General features: G+C 72.4%; 13 protein-coding genes. 6 read left to right on the plus strand and 7 right to left on the minus strand.

The genetic code is table 11. The features are described 5' to 3' along the window. Positions 1 to 38 precede the first annotated feature (38 nt). Together AMK21_RS24580 and AMK21_RS24585 are read right to left on the minus strand one after the other, a co-directional pair. A complete protein-coding gene (locus tag AMK21_RS24580) occupies positions 39 to 911 on the minus strand; it encodes an acyl-CoA thioesterase (RefSeq protein WP_073881346.1) in 873 nt (290 codons plus the stop codon). 34 nt (positions 912 to 945) lie between these two features. Next, positions 946 to 3,519, minus strand: a complete 2,574-nt coding sequence (locus AMK21_RS24585; protein WP_199863279.1) for a DEAD/DEAH box helicase — start codon at positions 3,517 to 3,519, stop codon at positions 946 to 948. A 77-nt stretch (positions 3,520 to 3,596) separates the two neighbouring features. On the opposite strand from AMK21_RS24585, the gene AMK21_RS24590 reads away from it, so the two are divergent. Both AMK21_RS24590 and AMK21_RS24595 read left to right on the plus strand, forming a co-directional pair. Next, positions 3,597 to 4,388 carry a metal-dependent hydrolase gene (locus AMK21_RS24590; protein ID WP_073881347.1) on the plus strand — a complete coding sequence of 264 codons (792 nt, stop codon included), beginning with the start codon at positions 3,597 to 3,599 and terminating at the stop codon, positions 4,386 to 4,388. Between the two features lie 56 nt (positions 4,389 to 4,444). Further along, entirely contained in the window at positions 4,445 to 5,980 is a 1,536-nt protein-coding gene (locus AMK21_RS24595) for an ATP-dependent DNA ligase (protein WP_073881348.1), read from the plus strand. 37 nt (positions 5,981 to 6,017) lie between these two features. Here AMK21_RS24595 and AMK21_RS24600 read toward each other — a convergent pair whose 3' ends face one another. After that, the gene (locus AMK21_RS24600) at positions 6,018 to 7,379 is read right to left on the minus strand and encodes an NAD(P)/FAD-dependent oxidoreductase (protein WP_073881349.1); all 1,362 of its coding nucleotides are present in this window, start codon (positions 7,377 to 7,379) and stop codon (positions 6,018 to 6,020) included. A gap of 151 nt (positions 7,380 to 7,530) precedes the next feature. Further along, entirely contained in the window at positions 7,531 to 7,719 is a 189-nt protein-coding gene (locus tag AMK21_RS35540; RefSeq protein WP_073881350.1) for a hypothetical protein, read from the minus strand. 424 nt (positions 7,720 to 8,143) lie between these two features. Here AMK21_RS35540 and AMK21_RS24610 point away from each other — a divergent pair, with 424 nt between their 5' ends. The 3 genes from AMK21_RS24610 (at position 8,144) to AMK21_RS24620 (ending at position 9,879) form a co-directional block, all read left to right on the plus strand. After that, complete coding sequence (locus tag AMK21_RS24610; RefSeq protein ID WP_234422037.1) at positions 8,144 to 8,497, plus strand: DsbA family protein; 354 nt, start codon at positions 8,144 to 8,146, stop codon at positions 8,495 to 8,497. A 114-nt stretch (positions 8,498 to 8,611) separates the two neighbouring features. Further along, positions 8,612 to 8,980 (plus strand): BlaI/MecI/CopY family transcriptional regulator, encoded by a 369-nt coding sequence (locus AMK21_RS24615; protein ID WP_073881351.1) that lies wholly within the window; start codon positions 8,612 to 8,614, stop codon positions 8,978 to 8,980. Further along, the gene (locus AMK21_RS24620) at positions 8,977 to 9,879 is read left to right on the plus strand and encodes a M56 family metallopeptidase (RefSeq protein WP_073881352.1); all 903 of its coding nucleotides are present in this window, start codon (positions 8,977 to 8,979) and stop codon (positions 9,877 to 9,879) included. Before AMK21_RS24615 ends, AMK21_RS24620 begins: the two co-directional genes overlap by 4 nt. Positions 9,880 to 9,891: 12 nt before the next feature. Here AMK21_RS24620 and AMK21_RS24625 read toward each other — a convergent pair whose 3' ends face one another. Beyond that, positions 9,892 to 10,929: a C40 family peptidase gene (locus AMK21_RS24625; RefSeq protein WP_073881353.1), complete on the minus strand. Its 1,038-nt coding sequence runs from the start codon at positions 10,927 to 10,929 to the stop codon at positions 9,892 to 9,894. 142 nt (positions 10,930 to 11,071) lie between these two features. Between AMK21_RS24625 and AMK21_RS24630 the strand changes: the two genes are divergently transcribed. Further along, the gene (locus tag AMK21_RS24630; protein ID WP_073881354.1) at positions 11,072 to 12,610 is read left to right on the plus strand and encodes a fused MFS/spermidine synthase; all 1,539 of its coding nucleotides are present in this window, start codon (positions 11,072 to 11,074) and stop codon (positions 12,608 to 12,610) included. 12 nt (positions 12,611 to 12,622) lie between these two features. Here the strand turns inward: AMK21_RS24630 and AMK21_RS24635 are convergent, their stop codons facing one another. Continuing rightward, on the minus strand, positions 12,623 to 14,404 hold the full coding sequence (locus AMK21_RS24635) for an ABC transporter ATP-binding protein (protein ID WP_073881355.1): 1,782 nt from the start codon (positions 14,402 to 14,404) through the stop codon (positions 12,623 to 12,625). After that, on the minus strand, positions 14,401 to 16,239 hold the full coding sequence (locus tag AMK21_RS24640) for an ABC transporter transmembrane domain-containing protein (RefSeq protein WP_073881356.1): 1,839 nt from the start codon (positions 16,237 to 16,239) through the stop codon (positions 14,401 to 14,403). Before AMK21_RS24640 ends, AMK21_RS24635 begins: the two co-directional genes overlap by 4 nt. Between the last annotated feature and the right edge of the window lie 86 nt (positions 16,240 to 16,325).

Genomic DNA, 16,325 nt, shown 5'->3' on the forward strand with positions numbered 1-16,325 from the left:
TCCCCGGCAGGAAGATGCTGTTGTGGGGTGGGGCGGAATCATCCGTTCAGTCGCCGGAACAGCCCTTCCTGCACCACCGACACCAGCAGCTGCCCCGAACGGTCGTAGATCCGGCCCCGGGCCAGACCGCGCCCGCCCGTCGCGATGGGCGACTCCTGGTCGTACAGGAACCACTCGTCCGCCCGGAACGGCCGGTGGAACCACATAGCGTGATCCAGCGACGCCATGTCGAAGCCCCGCGGGCCCCACAGCGGCTCCACCGGGATGCGCACCGCGTCCAGCAGCGTCATGTCGCTCGCGTACGTCAGCGCGCAGGTGTGCACCAGCGGGTCGTCGCCCAGCGGGCCCACCGCCCGCATCCACACCGCGCTGCGCGGATCGGCGTCCTTGATCTCCTCCTGCGTCCAGCGCAGCCGGTCGACGTACCGGATGTCGAAGGGCTGGCGCCGGGCCATCCGCTCCAGCGCCTCCGGCAGCTCGCCCAGGTGCTCGCGCACCTCCTCGGCCACCGTCGGCAGCTCCTCCGGGTCCGGCACGATCCGGGCCGGCGGTAGCTGGTGCTCGAAGCCCGCCTCCTCGGGGCGGTGGAAGGAGGCCGTCAGGTTGAAGATCGTCCGGCCCTCCTGGACGGCCGTGACCCGCCGGGTGGTGAAGGACCGGCCGTCCCGGACCCGCTCCACCTGGTAGACGATCGGCACGCCGGGGCGGCCCGGCCGCAGGAAGTAGGCGTGCAGCGAGTGCACCGGCCGCTCCCCGTCGGTCGTCCGGCCCGCCGCCACCAGCGCCTGGCCCGCGACCTGCCCGCCGAAGACCCGTTGCAGGGACTCCTCGGGGCTGCGGCCGCGGAAGATGTTGACCTCGATCCGCTCCAGGTCGAGAAGGTCGACCAGGCGCTCGGCCGGGTTCGTCATGCCGTACCTCTCCACTTCCGCGTCAGGGATCCGCTCACAGCTGGCCGACCTCGGTGACCCGGACGACCGCCCGGCCCTCCTCGTCGGACGCGGCCAGGTCCACCTCGGCCTTGATGCCCCAGTCGTGGTCGTCCGCCGGGTCGGCGAACGCCTGCCAGACCCGCCACAGCCCGTGCGCCGGGTCCTCCTCGATCTTCAGCAGCTTCGGGCCGCGCGCGTCAGGACCGGTGCCGATCTCCTCGTGCGCGTCCCAGTACGCGTCCAGAGCCTCGCCCCACGCGTCCTCGTCCCACCCGGAGTCGCCGTCCAGCTCACCCAGGTCACGTGCCCGGTCCAGCGCGGCCAGCTCCACCCGCCGGAACATCGCGTTGCGCACCAGCACCCGGAAGGCGCGCGGGTTCGCCGTGACCGGTTTGACCTCGTCCGCCTTCTCCTGCGCCTGCTCGGCCGTCTCCACCTCGGGGTTGGCCAGCTGCTCCCACTCGTCCAGCAGACTGGAGTCCACCTGGCGCACCATCTCGCCGAGCCAGGAGATCAGGTCCTGGAGGTCCTCCGACTTCACGTCGTCCGGGATCGTGTGCTCCAGCGCCTTGTAGGCGCTCGCCAGATACCGCAGCACGATGCCCTCGGTCCGGGCCAGCTCGTAGTGCGAGGTGAACTCCGTGAAGGTCATGGCCCGTTCGTACATGTCCCGGATCACCGACTTCGGCGACACCGGGTGGTCGTTCACCCACGGATGGCTCGTGCGGTACACGTCGTAGGCGTGCCACAGCAGCTCGCTCAGCGGCTTGGGGTACGTGACCTCCTGGAGCCGCTCCATCCGCTCCTCGTACTCGACCCCGTCGGCCTTCATCTGCCCCACGGCCTCGCCGCGCGCCTTGTTCTGCTGGGCGGCCAGGATCTGCCGGGGATCGTCCAGCGTCGACTCGACCACCGAGACCATGTCCAGCGCGTACGACGGGGATTCGGCGTCCAGCAGGTCGAACGCGGCCAGCGCGAACGTCGACAGCGGCTGGTTCAGCGCGAAGTCCTGCTGGAGGTCGACCGTCAGCCGCACGATCCGGCCCTCGGCGTCCGGCGTCTCCAACTGCTCCACCACCCCGCCGTCCAGCAGCGAGCGGTAGATGGCGATCGCCCGGCGGATGTGGCGCAGCTGCGCCCGGCGCGGCTCGTGGTTGTCCTCCAGCAGATGCCGCATCGCCTCGAAGGCGTTACCGGGACGGGCGATGACCGCGAGCAGCATCGTGTGCGTGACCCGGAAGCGGGAGCTCAGCGGCTCCGGCTCGGACTGGATCAGCTTGTCGAACGTGGTCTCCGACCAGGCGACGAACCCCTCGGGCGCCTTCTTGCGGACCACCTTGCGCTTCTTCTTCGGGTCGTCGCCCGCCTTCTTGACGGCCTTCTCGTTCTCGATGACGTGCTCGGGGGCCTGCGCCACGACGAATCCGGCCGTGTCGAACCCGGCCCGCCCGGCGCGTCCCGCGATCTGGTGGAACTCCCGCGCCCGCAGGGTCCGCACGCGGGTCCCGTCGTACTTGGTCAGCGCCGTGAACAGCACCGTACGGATGGGTACGTTGACGCCGACGCCGAGCGTGTCCGTACCGCAGATCACCTTCAGCAGACCCGCCTGGGCCAGCTTCTCCACCAGGCGGCGGTACTTGGGCAGCATCCCCGCGTGGTGCACCCCGATGCCGTGGCGCACGTACCGTGAGAGGTTCTGGCCGAACTTGGTGGTGAAGCGGAAGCTGCCGATCAGATCGGCGATCTTCTCCTTCTCCTCCTTCGTGCACATGTTGATGCTCATCAGCGACTGCGCCCGCTCCACGGCCGCGGCCTGTGTGAAGTGCACGATGTAGACGGGTGACTGCCGGGTGTCCAGCAGCTCGGTCAGCGTCTCGGTGATCGGCGTGAAGCGGTACTCGTAGCTCAGCGGCACCGGGCGGGTCGCCGAGCGCACCACGGAGGTGGGGCGGCCGGTGCGCCGGGTCAGGTCCTTCTCGAACATCGCGACGTCGCCGAGCGTCGCCGACATCAGCACGAACTGTGCCTGCGGCAGCTCCAGCAGCGGGATCTGCCAGGCCCAGCCGCGGTCCGGCTCGGCGTAGAAGTGGAACTCGTCCATCACGACCTGGCCGATGTCGGCGTACTTCCCGTCACGCAGCGCGATGGAGGCCAGGACCTCGGCCGTACAGCAGATCACCGGGGCGTCCGCGTTGACCGAGGCGTCACCGGTGAGCATGCCGACGTTCTCGGTACCGAAGAGCTTGCACAGGTCGAAGAACTTCTCCGAGACCAGCGCCTTGATCGGCGCGGTGTAGAAGGTGACCTTGTCCTGGGCCAGCGCGGTGAAGTGCGCGGCCGCCGCCACCAGGCTCTTGCCCGAGCCGGTCGGGGTGGAGAGGATCACGTTCGCCCCGGACACCACCTCGATCAGCGCCTCCTCCTGAGCCGGATAAAGCGTGATGCCCTGGCTCTCGGTCCATGACGAGAAGGCCTCGAAGAGGGCGTCGGGGTCGGCGGTCTGGGGCAGCTGGTCGATGAGGGTCACGCCCCCATCTTGCCTGTCTTCCGCCCGGATGAGGGAACCGGCGGACATCACGAAGATCATGGGCGATACGCTGCGCACTCAACCAGCCCGCGCCGCACCGGTGATGGGCACACCACGCTCTGGGGGCGGAACAAGCCATGATGGGACCGGCACACTCTCTGTCAGGGGCAGCCGCCTGGCTGGGGGTGGGCGCGGCGGCCGCCGCCACCGGCCACACGATGCCCTGGCCCGTCCTCGTCGTCGGGGCGCTGATCTGCGCGGGAGCCGCGCTCGCCCCCGACCTCGACCACAAGTCCGCCACCATCTCGCGCGCCTTCGGCCCGCTCTCGAAGGGGCTCTGCGAGATCACCGACAAGCTCTCGTACGCCGTCTACAAGGCCACCAGGAGCAAGGCCGACCCCCGCCGCACCGGCGGCCACCGGACACTGACCCACACCTGGTTCTTCGCCGTCCTGATGGGCGCCGGCTGCTCCTTCGCCGCCATCACCGGCGGGCGCTGGGCAGTCCTCGCGATCCTCTTCGTCCACCTGGTGCTCGCCGTCGAGGGCCTGCTCTGGCGCGCCGCCCGGGTCTCCAGCGACATCCTGGTCTGGCTGCTCGGCGCCACCAGCGCCTGGATCCTCGCCGGTGTCCTGGACCAGCCCGGCAGCGGCGCCGGCTGGCTCTTCGAGGCCCCCGGACAGGAGTACATGTGGCTCGGGCTGCCCATCGTGCTGGGCGCCCTGGTCCACGACATCGGGGACGCGCTGACCGTCTCCGGCTGCCCGGTCCTGTGGCCGCTGCCGATCGGCGGCAAGCGCTGGTACCCGCTCGGCCCTCCGAAGTTCATGCGGTTCCGGGCCGGCAGCTGGGTGGAGATCAAGGTGCTGATGCCCGCGTTCATGGTGCTCGGGGGAGTGGGCGGGGCGGCCGCCCTCAACTACATATGACGCACCGCCCGTGTTGCGGACGGGCGGTCCGCCCGGGCCCGTAGCACCATGGCCGCATGCTGCTCGCCGAGCTCGCCCAGGTCTCCCTGGAGGTCGCCGCCACCTCCGCCCGGTCCAAGAAGGTGGCGCTCCTCGCCGCACTCTTCCGGGATGCCGGACCCGAGGACGTCCCCGTCGTCATCCCGTACCTCGCCGGACGGCTGCCCCAGGGCCGGATCGGCGTCGGCTGGCGGAGCCTGGGGGACCCGGTGGAACCCGCCGCCGAGCCCACGCTCACCGTCACCGGGGTCGACGCCGAGCTGACCGCGCTGGCCGCGATCTCCGGCACCGGCTCCCAGGCCCTGCGCCGGGACCGGCTGCGCGTCCTGTTCGCCGCCGCCACCGCCGATGAGCAGCACTTCCTGCGGGCCCTGCTCACCGGGGAGGTCCGCCAGGGCGCCCTGGAAGCCGTCGCCGCCGACGCGCTGGCCCGGGCCGCCGAGGCACCGCCCGCCGACGTCCGCCGGGCCGTGATGCTCGCCGGATCGCTCCAGGAGGTGGCCCGGACCCTCCTCGCTGACGGCCCCGGGGCGCTCGCCGCCTTCCGGCTCACCGTGGGGCGGCCCGTCCACCCGATGCTGGCCCACACCGCGGCCACGGTCACCGAGGCCGTGGACAAGCTGGGCCCCTGCGCCGTCGAGGAGAAGCTCGACGGCATCCGCGTGCAGGTGCACCGGGACGGTGACCGGGTCCGCGCCTACACCCGGACCCTGGACGACATCACCGACCGGCTGCCCGAACTGGTCACCGCCGTGGCCGCCCTGGAGACCGGGCGCTTCATCCTGGACGGCGAGGTGATCGCGCTGGGGGATGACGGCAGGCCGCGCCCCTTCCAGGACACCGCCGCCCGGGTGGGCTCGCGCCGTGACGTGGCCGCCGCTGCCGCGGGCGTACCCATCGTGCCCGTCTTCTTCGACGCCCTCTCCGCCGACGGGGAGGACCTGCTCGACCTCCCCTTCGCCGAGCGCCACGCGGCCCTGGCCCGGCTGGTCCCCGAGGCCTTGCGGGTCCGGCGCGCCCTCGTGCCCGACCCGGCGGACGCCGGTGCCCGCCGGGCCGCCGAGGCGTTCCTCGCCGAGACCCTGGAGCGCGGCCACGAGGGGGTCGTCGTCAAGGACCTGGGCGCCGCCTACAGCGCGGGCCGCCGGGGAGCCTCCTGGCTGAAGGTCAAGCCGGTGCACACCCTGGACCTGGTGGTGCTGGCCGCCGAATGGGGGAGCGGACGGCGCACCGGCAAGCTCTCCAACCTCCACCTGGGTGCCCGACGCCCCGACGGCACGTTCGCGATGCTCGGCAAGACCTTCAAGGGGCTCACCGACGCCCTGCTGGAGTGGCAGACGGAGAAGCTGCGCGCGCTGACGACCGGCGAGGACGGACACATCGTGACCGTGCGCCCGGAACTCGTCGTGGAGATCGCCTACGACGGGCTCCAGCGTTCCACCCGCTACCCGGCGGGCGTCACCCTCCGGTTCGCCCGGGTCCTGCGCTACCGCGAGGACAAGACCGCGCAGGAGGCGGACACGGTGGAGACGGTCCTCTCACGGCAGCGCTGAGCGCGCCCCGTCGCAGCAGGGCGCGCTCACCGGGCGGTCAGTGCCTGATCGTCGCCGACGCGGTGTGCTCCTTGATCTGCTCGGGCGTCAGATAGGCGCCCGTGTACTCGAAGTCCCGCAGGGTCGCCGGTTTGCGCGACTGGAACCCGGTCCGTACGAAGTCGTCACCGGCGACCGCGTTGAGCAGCCAGTTCGTCATGACCCGGGTCTTGGCGACGTTCGTCCGCAGCGCCGACCAGTGGTAGCCGCGGGCCACGGCCTGCGCGGGCAGCCCGTGCAGCTCGATGCCGAGCGGCTTGGACACCGCGTCCCTGCCGCCGAGGTCCACGACGAGCCCCAAGTCCTTGTGGACGTAGTCCTTGAGCGGCTGACGGCGCAGCGAGGCGATCAGATTGTCCGCCAGCACCTTGCCCTGGCGCATCGCGTGCTGCGCGGTCGGCGGGCAGACCGCCCCGTCGCCCTTCGCCAGGTCGGGCACCGCCGCGGCGTCACCGAGCGAGAAGACCCCGTCCGCGCCCGGCAGCTTCAGCTGCGGCGTCACGGCCAGCCGGCCGCGTACGGTCTCCGCGCCGAGCGTGGCGATCAGCGGGCTGGCGGCCACCCCCGCGGTCCAGATCAGCGTCCGACAGGGCAGCACCCGGCCGTCGGTGAACGTCACCTCCTCGGCGGAGGCCTTGGCGATGGAGACCCCGAGCGACACCTCGATGTTCCGCCTGCGGAGCACCTCCAGGGCGGCCCGGCCCAGCTTGTCGCCCAGCTCCGGCATCAGCTTGGGCGCGATGTCGATCAGATGCCACTTGATCAGCTTCGGATCCAGCCGGGGGTAGTGCCGGATGGCGTTCGTGGTGAGCCGTTGCAGGCAGGCGGCCGTCTCCGTGCCCGCGTAACCGCCGCCGACCACCACGAACTGGAGCCGCGAGGCCCGCTCGGCCTCGTCCTGGCTGGCGTCGGCCAGATCGAGCTGGGCGATGACGTGGTCGCGTACGTACGCCGCCTCCGCCAGCGTCTTCATCCCGCGCGCGTGGTCCAGCAGGCCGGGGATGTCGAAGGTCCGGGTCACGCTGCCCGCGGCCAGCACGATGTAGTCGTACGGCTCGTTGACGACCTCATCCGTGATCTTCCGGATGACGCAGACCTTGGCCTCCGTGTCCACGCCGATCGCTCCGCCGGGGATGATCCGGGTGCGGTGGCGGCGGCTGCGGCGCAGGGAGACCGCGACCGACTGGGGGGTGAGCACGCCGGAGGCCACCTGGGGCAGCAGCGGCAGGTAGAGCTGGTAGGAGAACGGCGTGACGAGCGCGATCTCGGCCTCGCCCGGAGCGAGCCTGCGCTCCAGCCGTTGTACACATTCGACACCTGCGAAGCCGGCGCCGACGACGAGAATCCTGGGTGGTGCCACGGTCTGCGTCCCTTCTCGGGCTTGCGTGGTTCTGCGCTCGCCTGCCCCGTATACCGGCCGATGCACTCCTCATCCTCACCGGATGCACCCCGGACCGCCTCCCGGCGGGGGTGAACGGGCCGCCGCACGGTGGACCGGCGGGGTGCCACGGTCACATCGGCGGCTCGGCGTGCAGCTCGCGCAACCAGTGGGCCGTCTCGGCGCCGCGGGCGTCCTCCCAGTCCGCGAGCGTGCCCGCGCCCTCGTCCAGAACCTGCCGGAACAGCGGCCCGCCGTCCGGCATCAGGTACCAGCCGCGCTCCGCCTCGACGGCGAGCGGCGCCAGGACATGGTCCGGCACGGCCGTGCCGCCTGCCGCCGCCTTCGAGGCAGGTCTCGCCGCCGGCCTGGCCGACTGGGTACGAGCACCGACCACGGGCGCAGCCGGGCCTGCCGGCGGCCGGACTCGCGCAGCCCGTGGGCCGCCAGCACCCGGTCGCCCAGTCCAGGGCCTCGGCCCGGGGGTCCGGGTCGTCCCAAGGGGTCCTGGCGTCCGGGAAACGCTCGCGGTCCACGGTCTCGGCCTTGTCGTCGTCACCTCTGCGCATCGGAGCATTCGACCACCCGCCCGATCGGCCACGCATGTCCATTTCGGTCGCTCTCTTCCCGTCGAAGGGGGCCCGGGGCGCGGCGAGTACGCTGCGGGTGCGTGCGCGGCCGTGCGGCGCAGGCCCTCCGCAGCCGCCCCGACTCCTCGAAAGCCCCTGGTATGCCGTCACTTCCCGATGCCGGGACACAAGAACGGCCGGCTCGCCGCCTTACGGTGGAGGCCGCCGCACAGCAGGGCAGGTTCGAGGAGATACGGCAAGCTCTTCACCACCCAGGCGCGGTGGGGCGAGGCCGACGAGTCGAAGGAACCGCTCTTCCGCGAGTACGCCGAGGAACTCGGCCTCGACATGGAGAAGTTCACCGCCGCGCTGGACGACCCGGCGACCACCGAGCGGATCGAGGCCGACCAGCGAGACGGCCTCGGACTCGGCGTCCAGGGCACACCGACGTTCTTCGTCGACGGGCTCAGGATCCCCAACCCCGGGTCGTACGGAGTTCCGCGCGCTCATCGAGAAGCGGCTCGCGCGTAAGTGAAGCAGCGGCTTCCGGAGCCCGTACGATCCGTGCTCCTGAAGCCGCCGCGCGAACCTAGTATGTGAACGCGGGCGCATAAAAGAGGGCGCGGGACGGAAGAGGGACGGGGCATGCGACGGCTCGGAGAGCTTGAGGCCGAGATCATGGACCGCCTGTGGAGCTGGGACAGACCGGCGACGGTCCGCGAGATCGTGGACGACATCAACCGCCGCCGTCCTGCCGCCTACACGACGGTGATGACCGTGGCCACGATCCTCTACGACAAGGGCTGGCTGACCCGGCGGAAGCAGGGGCAGGCGTGGCTCTACACGCCGGTGCGCAGCCGTGAGGCGTACTCCGCCGCTCTCATGGAGGACGCCCTGGGGGCGAGCCGGGACCGCTCGGCCGCCCTCGTCCACTTCGTGGAGCGGATGACCGACGAGGAGGTCGCCGCGTTGCGCGAGGCGCTGCGGGCGACGGGCCGGGGCGGCGAGCTGTGAACGCCGCCCCCGCCTTCCTCGGCTACGCGGCCGTCGTCGGCGTACTGGCCCCGCGCCTGCTGCTCCGCAGCGATTGGCCGCAGCGGGCGCCGCTGCTGGCGGTCGCCGTCTGGTTCGCCCTCGCGGCGTCCTTCTCGGTCTGCGTCCAGCTGGCCGCCGCGCACCTCACCACGCCGGGGGCGCATCTGCACGGCATCCTGTACTCCTGCCGCGCGGCCCTGGGACTCGGCGGCGAACCCGACGGAGGTACGGGCCCGTCCTGGGGCCTCGTGGCACTCACCGTGCTGCTCGCCGCGCATCTGTCCGGCTTCGCCTTCCACGCCGTACGGGCGTACGTCGCACGCGCCCGGCACCGCGATGTCCTGGACAAGGTGGGCCGGCCCTCGGAGCTGCTGCGGGCCACGGTGGTGGAGCACGCCGAGCCCGCCGCGTACTGCCTGCCGGGCCGCCGCCCCCGGGTCGTCGTCAGCAGCGGCGCGGTCGACGCCCTCTCGCACGACGAGCTCGGCGCCGTCGTCGAACACGAGCGGGCCCACATCCACGGCCGCCACCACCTCGTCCTCGCGGCAGCCCACGCCTTCGCCTGGATCTTCCCCGGGGTGCCCCTGGCCCGGCACCTGCGCGAGCAGATCCCGCTGCTGCTGGAGATGGCCGCCGACGACCGGGCCCTGCGCCGCAGTCCGCAGAAGGCGCTGGCCACAGCGATGTTCACGCTGGCTTCCGGCCGGGCGCCGCGCGGAGCGCTGGCAGTCGGCGGCGAGACGGTGCTGATCCGCCTGAAGCGCGTTCTGGTGCCGCCGCGCAGCGCGCATCCCGCCCTGCGCTGCACGGTCGGCACCGGCGCCCTCATGGCTCCGCTGCTGCCCGTCCTGCTGACCTGTCACGCCGGACTCGGGTGACAGCCGCCTCCGTCAGATCCGTACGCCCCACATGAACGGCATCCCGCTGCGGGCCATCGACTCGTAGCGCACCTGGGCCCCCGGCTTCGGCGAATGGAGGATCTGGCCGTTCCCGGCGTAGAAGCCGACATGGCTCAGGTCCGTGCGCATGATGACGAGGTCGCCGGGCTTGAGCGCGCTCAGGGAGCTGATCCGGGTCCCGGCGTTGGCCTGCGCCTGGGAGGTGCGCGGCAGGTTCACCCCCGCCTGGCGGAACGCCCAGGAGGTCAGCCCCGAGCAGTCGAACGACCCCGGACCCGTGGCGCCCCACACGTACGGCATGCCGACCCGGGTCTTCGCCGCCGCGAAGGCCGCGGCGGTGATGCCCGACGCGCTGGCCTCGTTGCCGAGCTCGACCCGCGCGCTGGAGCGGTTGGCGCGTTCCTCCTTGGCAGCGCTATCGGCCCGCTCCTTGGCCGTCAGCGTGTTGAGGAGCCGCTGCGCCTCGGCCAGCTTGCCCTGGATCTCCTTCTTCCGGTCGCCCAGTTCCTTCCGGGTGCCCTGGAGGTCGGCGAGCTTGGCACCGGCCTGGTTGCGCTGTTGCTGGAGGGCGCGCTGCTCGGAGAGGAAGCGGTGGAGCGCCTGCGACTGCCGTGCGCCCAGCCGGTCCAGGGCCGCCGCCTCGTCCAGATACGCGTCCGGGTCGGAGGAGAGCAGCAGCCGCACCGAAGGGTCGATCCCGCCGCTGCGGTACTGGGCGGCGGCCGCCGAACCGAGTCCGCGGCGCAGTTCGTTGAGGTCGTCCTGCTTGCGGGCCACGGCCTCCTGGAGGTTGTCCGCCTCCTTGCGGAGCTTCTCCGCGTTCTCCTTCGCCCCGTTGTACTTCTCCGTGGCCTGGGTCGCCTCCTCGTGGAGGCGGTCTATCTGCGCCTGCACGCCCTTCTTGTTCGGGTCGGGCAGCGGGTCGGCGGACGCCGGAGAGGCGGAGAGCACCACGCTCACCGCGGCGGTCGCTGTGAGCACGGTCGCGTATCCGTTGCCGGGCTGCTTGGGACGACGGTGGGACGCCACTGAGGCGGGCTCCTTCTTCCTCGTCCGCCGGCGGGACGGCCGGGCGGAGGCTGGGCCACGCATACTAATCAACTTAGTGGCTGGGTTCCAAGCACCTCCCGGGCCGCACGGAGTTCCTCCGCCCGCATGCGAGGATGCTGCGGTGACCACACCGTCCTCCCCGCCCGTGGCCGACGACCCGCCCCGAGTCAAGGGCGTGGGGCAACGCGCCGCAGCGATCCTCGTGTTCGGATCCTCGGCCGCGGTCCTGGTCGTCGAGATCGTCGCCCTGCGGCTGCTGGCCCCCTACCTCGGCCTCACCCTCGAAACCAGCACCCTGGTGATCGGCATCGCCCTCACCGCGATCGCGCTGGGCTCCTGGCTGGGCGGGCGCGTCGCCGACCAGGTCGACCCCCACCGGCTCATCGGCCCCGCGCTCGGGGTGTCGGGCGTGGTCGTCGCACTCACCCCGCTCCTCCTCCGCACCACCGCCGAGTGGGCGGCTCCGGCGCTCCTGCTGGTCGCGGCGGGGACCCTCCTCGTCCCCGGCGCGCTGCTCTCGGCGGTGACCCCGCTCGTGACGAAGCTGCGGCTCACCAGCCTCGCCGAGACCGGGACGGTCGTGGGACGGCTGTCCGGCGTCGGCACCTTCGGCGCCATCGTCGGCACGGTCCTCACCGGCTTCGTCCTCATCTCGCGGCTGCCGGTCAGCTCCATCCTGATCGGTCTGGGCGCCCTGCTCGTGATCGGCTCCGTGCTGGTCGGATGGCGGGCGCGGCGCTGGCGCCGGGCCTCGGCCGTGGCGCTGGCCACCGTCGTCGCGGGCTCCCTCGCCACCGCGTTCGCCCCGGGCGGCTGTGACGCGGAGACCCGCTACCACTGCGCCCGGATCGTCGTGGACCCCGACCGGGCCACCGGCCGCACCCTGGTCCTGGACGGCCTGCGCCATTCGTACGTGGACGTCGAGGACCCGACGTACCTCAGGTTCGGATACGTGCGCGCCTTCGCGGCCGTCGTCGACACCGCGTTCCCCGCCGGCGAACCCCTCGCCGCCCATCACATCGGGGGCGGCGGCCTCACCTTCCCCCGCTACCTCGCGGCCGCACGCCCCGGAACCCGCAGCCTCGTCTCCGAGATCGACGGCGGGGTCGTCCGCATCGACCGCGAACAGCTCGACCTGGGGGCCTCCAGCGGCATCGACGTCCGCGTGGAGGACGCCCGGCTCGGCCTGAAGCGGCTGGACACCGACAGCCGGGACCTCGTCGTCGGCGACGCGTTCGGGGGCGTCAGCGTGCCGTGGCACCTCACGACCACGGAGGCGCTGCGGGACGTACACCGTGCGCTCAGGAAGGACGGGCTGTACGCCGCCAACCTCATCGACCACGGCCGCCTCGCCTTCGCCCGCGCCCAAGTCGCCACGCTCATCGAGGTCTTCGAGCACGTCGCCGTCATCGGAGCCCCCGAGGACATCGGCCTCGATCCGGCCGCGACCCCTCAGGGCGGCAACATGGTGGTGCTCGCCTCCGACCAGCCGTTCGACGCGCCCGCGATCCAGCAGGCCCTGGACACAGGGGAGACCGACTGGAGGATCGCCACCGGCGACACCGTGACGGCCTGGACCGGCGACGCGCCGGTCCTCACCGATGACCACGCGCCCGTCGACCAGCTCCTCCAGCCTCACCCCACGCGAACCGCACGGTGACGCCAGGCGGTCCTATCCGTGCCAGGACCGCCACAGCGCCGCGTACGCCCCGTCCGCCGCCACCAGCTCGTCGTGGCTGCCCAGTTCGCTGATCCGGCCGTCCTCCACCACCGCGATCACATCCGCGTCGTGCGCGGTGTGCAGCCGGTGCGCGATCGCCACGACTGTACGGCCCTCCAGCACCCGGGCCAGCGAACGCTCCAGATGGCGGGCCGCCCGCGGGTCCAGCAGCGAGGTCGCCTCGTCCAGGACCAGCGTGTGCGGGTCGGCCAGCACGAGACGGGCCAGCGCGATCTGCTGTGCCTGCGCCGGGGTCAGCGCGAACCCGCCCGAACCGACCTCCGTCTCCAGCCCCTGGTCCAGGCCCTTCGCCCAGCCGTCCGCGTCGACCGCGGCCAGCGAGGCCCACAGCTCGGCGTCCCGCGCACCGTCCCGGGCCAGCAGCAGGTTGTCCCGCAGCGAGCCGACGAAGACGTGGTGCTCCTGGTTGACCAGGGCCACATGCTCCCGGACCCGCTCCGCCGTCATCCGCGACAGCTCGGCCCCGCCGAGGGTCACCTCGCCGGTGCGCGGGGCGTAGACACCGGCCAGCAGCCGGCCCAGCGTCGACTTGCCCGCGCCCGAGGGCCCGACCAGCGCGAGCCGGGTGCCCGGAGCCACGTCGAGGGACACCTGGTGCAGGACGTCGACGCCCTCCCGGTACCCGAACCGCACCTCGTCCGCCCGTACGTCCCGGCCGTCCGGCCCGACCGCCGCGTCACCGCCGTCCGGCTCGATCTCCCGCACGCCCACCAGCCGCGCCAACGACACCTGGGCCACCTGGAGTTCGTCGTACCAGCGCAGGATGAGGCCGATCGGGTCGACCATCATCTGGGCCAGCAGCGCGCCCGTGGTGAGCTGCCCGACCGTCAGCCAGCCCTCCAGCACGAACCAGCCGCCGAGCAGCAGCACCGCGCCGAGGATCGTCACGTACGTCGCGTTGACGACCGGGAAGAGCACCGAACGCAGGAACAGCGTGTACCGCTCCCACGCTGTCCACTCCGTGATCCGCCGGTCCGACAGCGCCACCCGACGCGCGCCGAGCCGGTGCGCCTCCACGGTCCGCCCGGCGTCCACGGTCTCGGCGAGCATCGCGGCGACGGCCGCGTAACCGGCGGCCTCCGAGCGGTACGCGGAGGGCGCGCGCCGGAAGTACCAGCGGCAGCCGGTGATCAGCACCGGCAGCGCGATGAGCACCGCAAGCGCCAGCGGGGGAGCGGTCACGGTGAGTGCGCCGAGCAGCAGCCCGGCCCAGACGATGCCGATGGCCAGCTGCGGCACGGCCTCGCGCATCGCGTTGGCCAGCCGGTCGATGTCCGTGGTGATCCGGGAGAGCAGATCGCCCGTCCCGGCCCGCTCCAGGACCCCGGGCGGCAGTCCCACGGACCGTACGAGGAAGTCCTCGCGCAGATCGGCGAGCATCTCCTCGCCCAGCATGGCCCCGCGCAGCCGCATGGACCGGGTGAACACCGTCTGGATCACCAGCGCGACGGCGAAGATGGCCGCCGTGCGCTCCAGATGGAGGTCCGTGACCCCGTTCGAGAGGTCCTCGACCAGCCCGCCGAGCAGATACGGTCCGGCGATCGACGCGATGACCGCCACCGCGTTGGCGCCGATCAGGAGGGCGAAGGCCTTGCGGTGGCGCCGCAGCAGATGCCGTACGTAACTCCGTACGGTCGTGGGGGTGCCCACGGGCAGGGTGGTGGCCGACTCCGGGGCGGCCGGGTCGTACGCCGGTGGTGCGACGCCGATCATGCCCTCTCCTCGATTTCCTGGGTGCTGTTGTTCAGGGCGGGGACCGCGTCGACGCCCTGGTAGCCGTTCGCCGCCGCCTCGTCCTCGGTCTCGCGGGTGACGACGGCCCGGTAGCGCGGTTCGGAGCGCAGCAGGTCGCGGTGGGTGCCCACGGCGACCACGCTGCCCTCGTGGACGAGGACGACCCGGTCGGCGACGTCCAGCAGCAGCGGCGACGAGGCGAACGCGACCGTCGTACGGCCCCGGCGCAGCCCCGCGACCCCGGCGGCGACGCGCGCCTCGGTGTGCGAGTCGACGGCGGAGGTCGGCTCGTCGAGCACCAGCGCCTCCGGGTCGGTGATCAGCGACCGGGCCAGCGCGAGGCGCTGGCGCTGACCGCCGGAGAGCGACCTGCCCCGCTCGGTGATCCGCGTCCGCATCGGGTCGCCCTCGTTGTCGGGGGAGGCCTGGGCCAGTGCGGCGAGCACGTCGCCGCACTGTGCGGCCTCCAGCGCCTCCTCGGCGGTGACCAGGCTCGAGGACGGTACGTCCAGCAGCTGCTGGAGCGTGCCGGAGAGGAGCACCGGGTCCTTGTCCTGGACCAGGACGGCGGTCCGGGCGGTGTCCAGCGGGAGCTCGTCCAGCGCGACGGCGCCGAGCAGGACGGAGGGGGCCTTCTTCTCCTCCTCGGTGTCCTGGTCGCCGGTCTGGGCATGGCCGCCCAGCCGTTCGGCCAGCCGCCCCGCCTCGTCCGGGTCGCCGCAGACGACCGCGGTGAACTGACCCCGGTGGGCCATCAGCCCGGAGGCGGGGTCGTACAGGTCGCCCGACGGAACGCCCGCCTCCGTGGCCGTCCGGTCGCTGCGGCGCAGCGACAGCACCCGTACGGCGCGCTGCGCGGACGGCCGCGAGAAGGAGTAGGCCATCGCGATCTCCTCGAAGTGACGGAGCGGGAACAGCATCAGGGTGGCCGCGCTGTAGACCGTGACCAGCTGGCCCACGTCGATGCGGCCTTCCCGCGCCAGCGTCGCCCCGTACCAGACCAGGGTGATCAGCAGGATGCCCGGCAGCAGGACCTGCACCGCCGAGATCAGCGCCCACATCCTGGCGCTGCGCACGGCCGCCTTGCGGACCTCCTGGGAGGCGCGGCGGTAGCGGCCGAGGAACAGCTCCTCGCCGCCGATGCCGCGCAGCACCCGCAGTCCGGCCACGGTGTCCGAGGCCAGCTCGGTCGCCTTGCCCGCCTTCTCGCGCTGCTCGTCGGCGCGCCGAGTGGCGCGGGGGAGCAGCGGCAGCACGGCGAGGGCCAGCACCGGCATGGCGATGGCCACCACCACGCCGAGGGTCGGGAGGTAGATGACCAGCCCCACGCAGACCACGACGAGCGCGATGGCGGCGGCCAGGAAGCGCGAGAGCGCCTCGACGAACCAGCCGATCTTCTCCACGTCGCCGGTCGACACGGCGACGACCTCACCGGCGGCGACCCGCCGGGTCAGGGCGGCGCCCAGCTCGGCGGTCTTGCGCGCCAGGAGCTGCTGCACCCGGGCGGCGGCGGTGATCCAGTTGGTGACGGCGGTCCGGTGGAGCATGGTGTCGCCCACCGCGATGAGGACGCCCAGGGCCGCGATCAGACCGCCGGCCAGCGCCAGGCGTGTGCCGGAGCGTTCGATGACGGCCTGGACGGCGACGCCGACGGTGACCGGAAGCCCGGCGATGCTCAGCTGGTGGAGCAGTCCCCAGCCGAGCGACTTGAGCTGTCCGCCGAGCTGATTGCGCCCGAGCCAGTACAGGAAGCGTGGCCCCGACCGTACATCGGGGTCGCCGGGATCCGAATACGGAAGATCGCGAATCTGCATGACGTCCCAGGGCTCGGTATGCGCGAGGCCCGTGCGGACCTCGGAGTTACGGGGTGACCAAACCGTGCAAGGTTCGCTTCCCGCCC

The organism is Streptomyces sp. CB00316 (assembly GCF_001905595.1).
Classification (GTDB): domain Bacteria; phylum Actinomycetota; class Actinomycetes; order Streptomycetales; family Streptomycetaceae; genus Streptomyces.

Bases quoted from the DNA above. Each gene is read 5' to 3' on its own strand.
- AMK21_RS24635 (WP_073881355.1), bottom strand. From the start codon at position 14,404: ATGATCGGCGTCGCACCACCGGCGTACGACCCGGCCGCCCCGGAGTCG.
- AMK21_RS24615 (WP_073881351.1), top strand. From the start codon at position 8,612: ATGCGACGGCTCGGAGAGCTTGAGGCCGAGATCATGGACCGCCTGTGG.
- AMK21_RS24585 (WP_199863279.1), bottom strand. From the start codon at position 3,519: ATGATCTTCGTGATGTCCGCCGGTTCCCTCATCCGGGCGGAAGACAGG.
- AMK21_RS24640 (WP_073881356.1), bottom strand. From the start codon at position 16,239: ATGCAGATTCGCGATCTTCCGTATTCGGATCCCGGCGACCCCGATGTA.
- AMK21_RS24610 (WP_234422037.1), top strand. From the start codon at position 8,144: ATGCCGGGACACAAGAACGGCCGGCTCGCCGCCTTACGGTGGAGGCCG.
- AMK21_RS24580 (WP_073881346.1), bottom strand. From the start codon at position 911: ATGACGAACCCGGCCGAGCGCCTGGTCGACCTTCTCGACCTGGAGCGG.
- AMK21_RS24595 (WP_073881348.1), top strand. From the start codon at position 4,445: ATGCTGCTCGCCGAGCTCGCCCAGGTCTCCCTGGAGGTCGCCGCCACC.
- AMK21_RS24590 (WP_073881347.1), top strand. From the start codon at position 3,597: ATGATGGGACCGGCACACTCTCTGTCAGGGGCAGCCGCCTGGCTGGGG.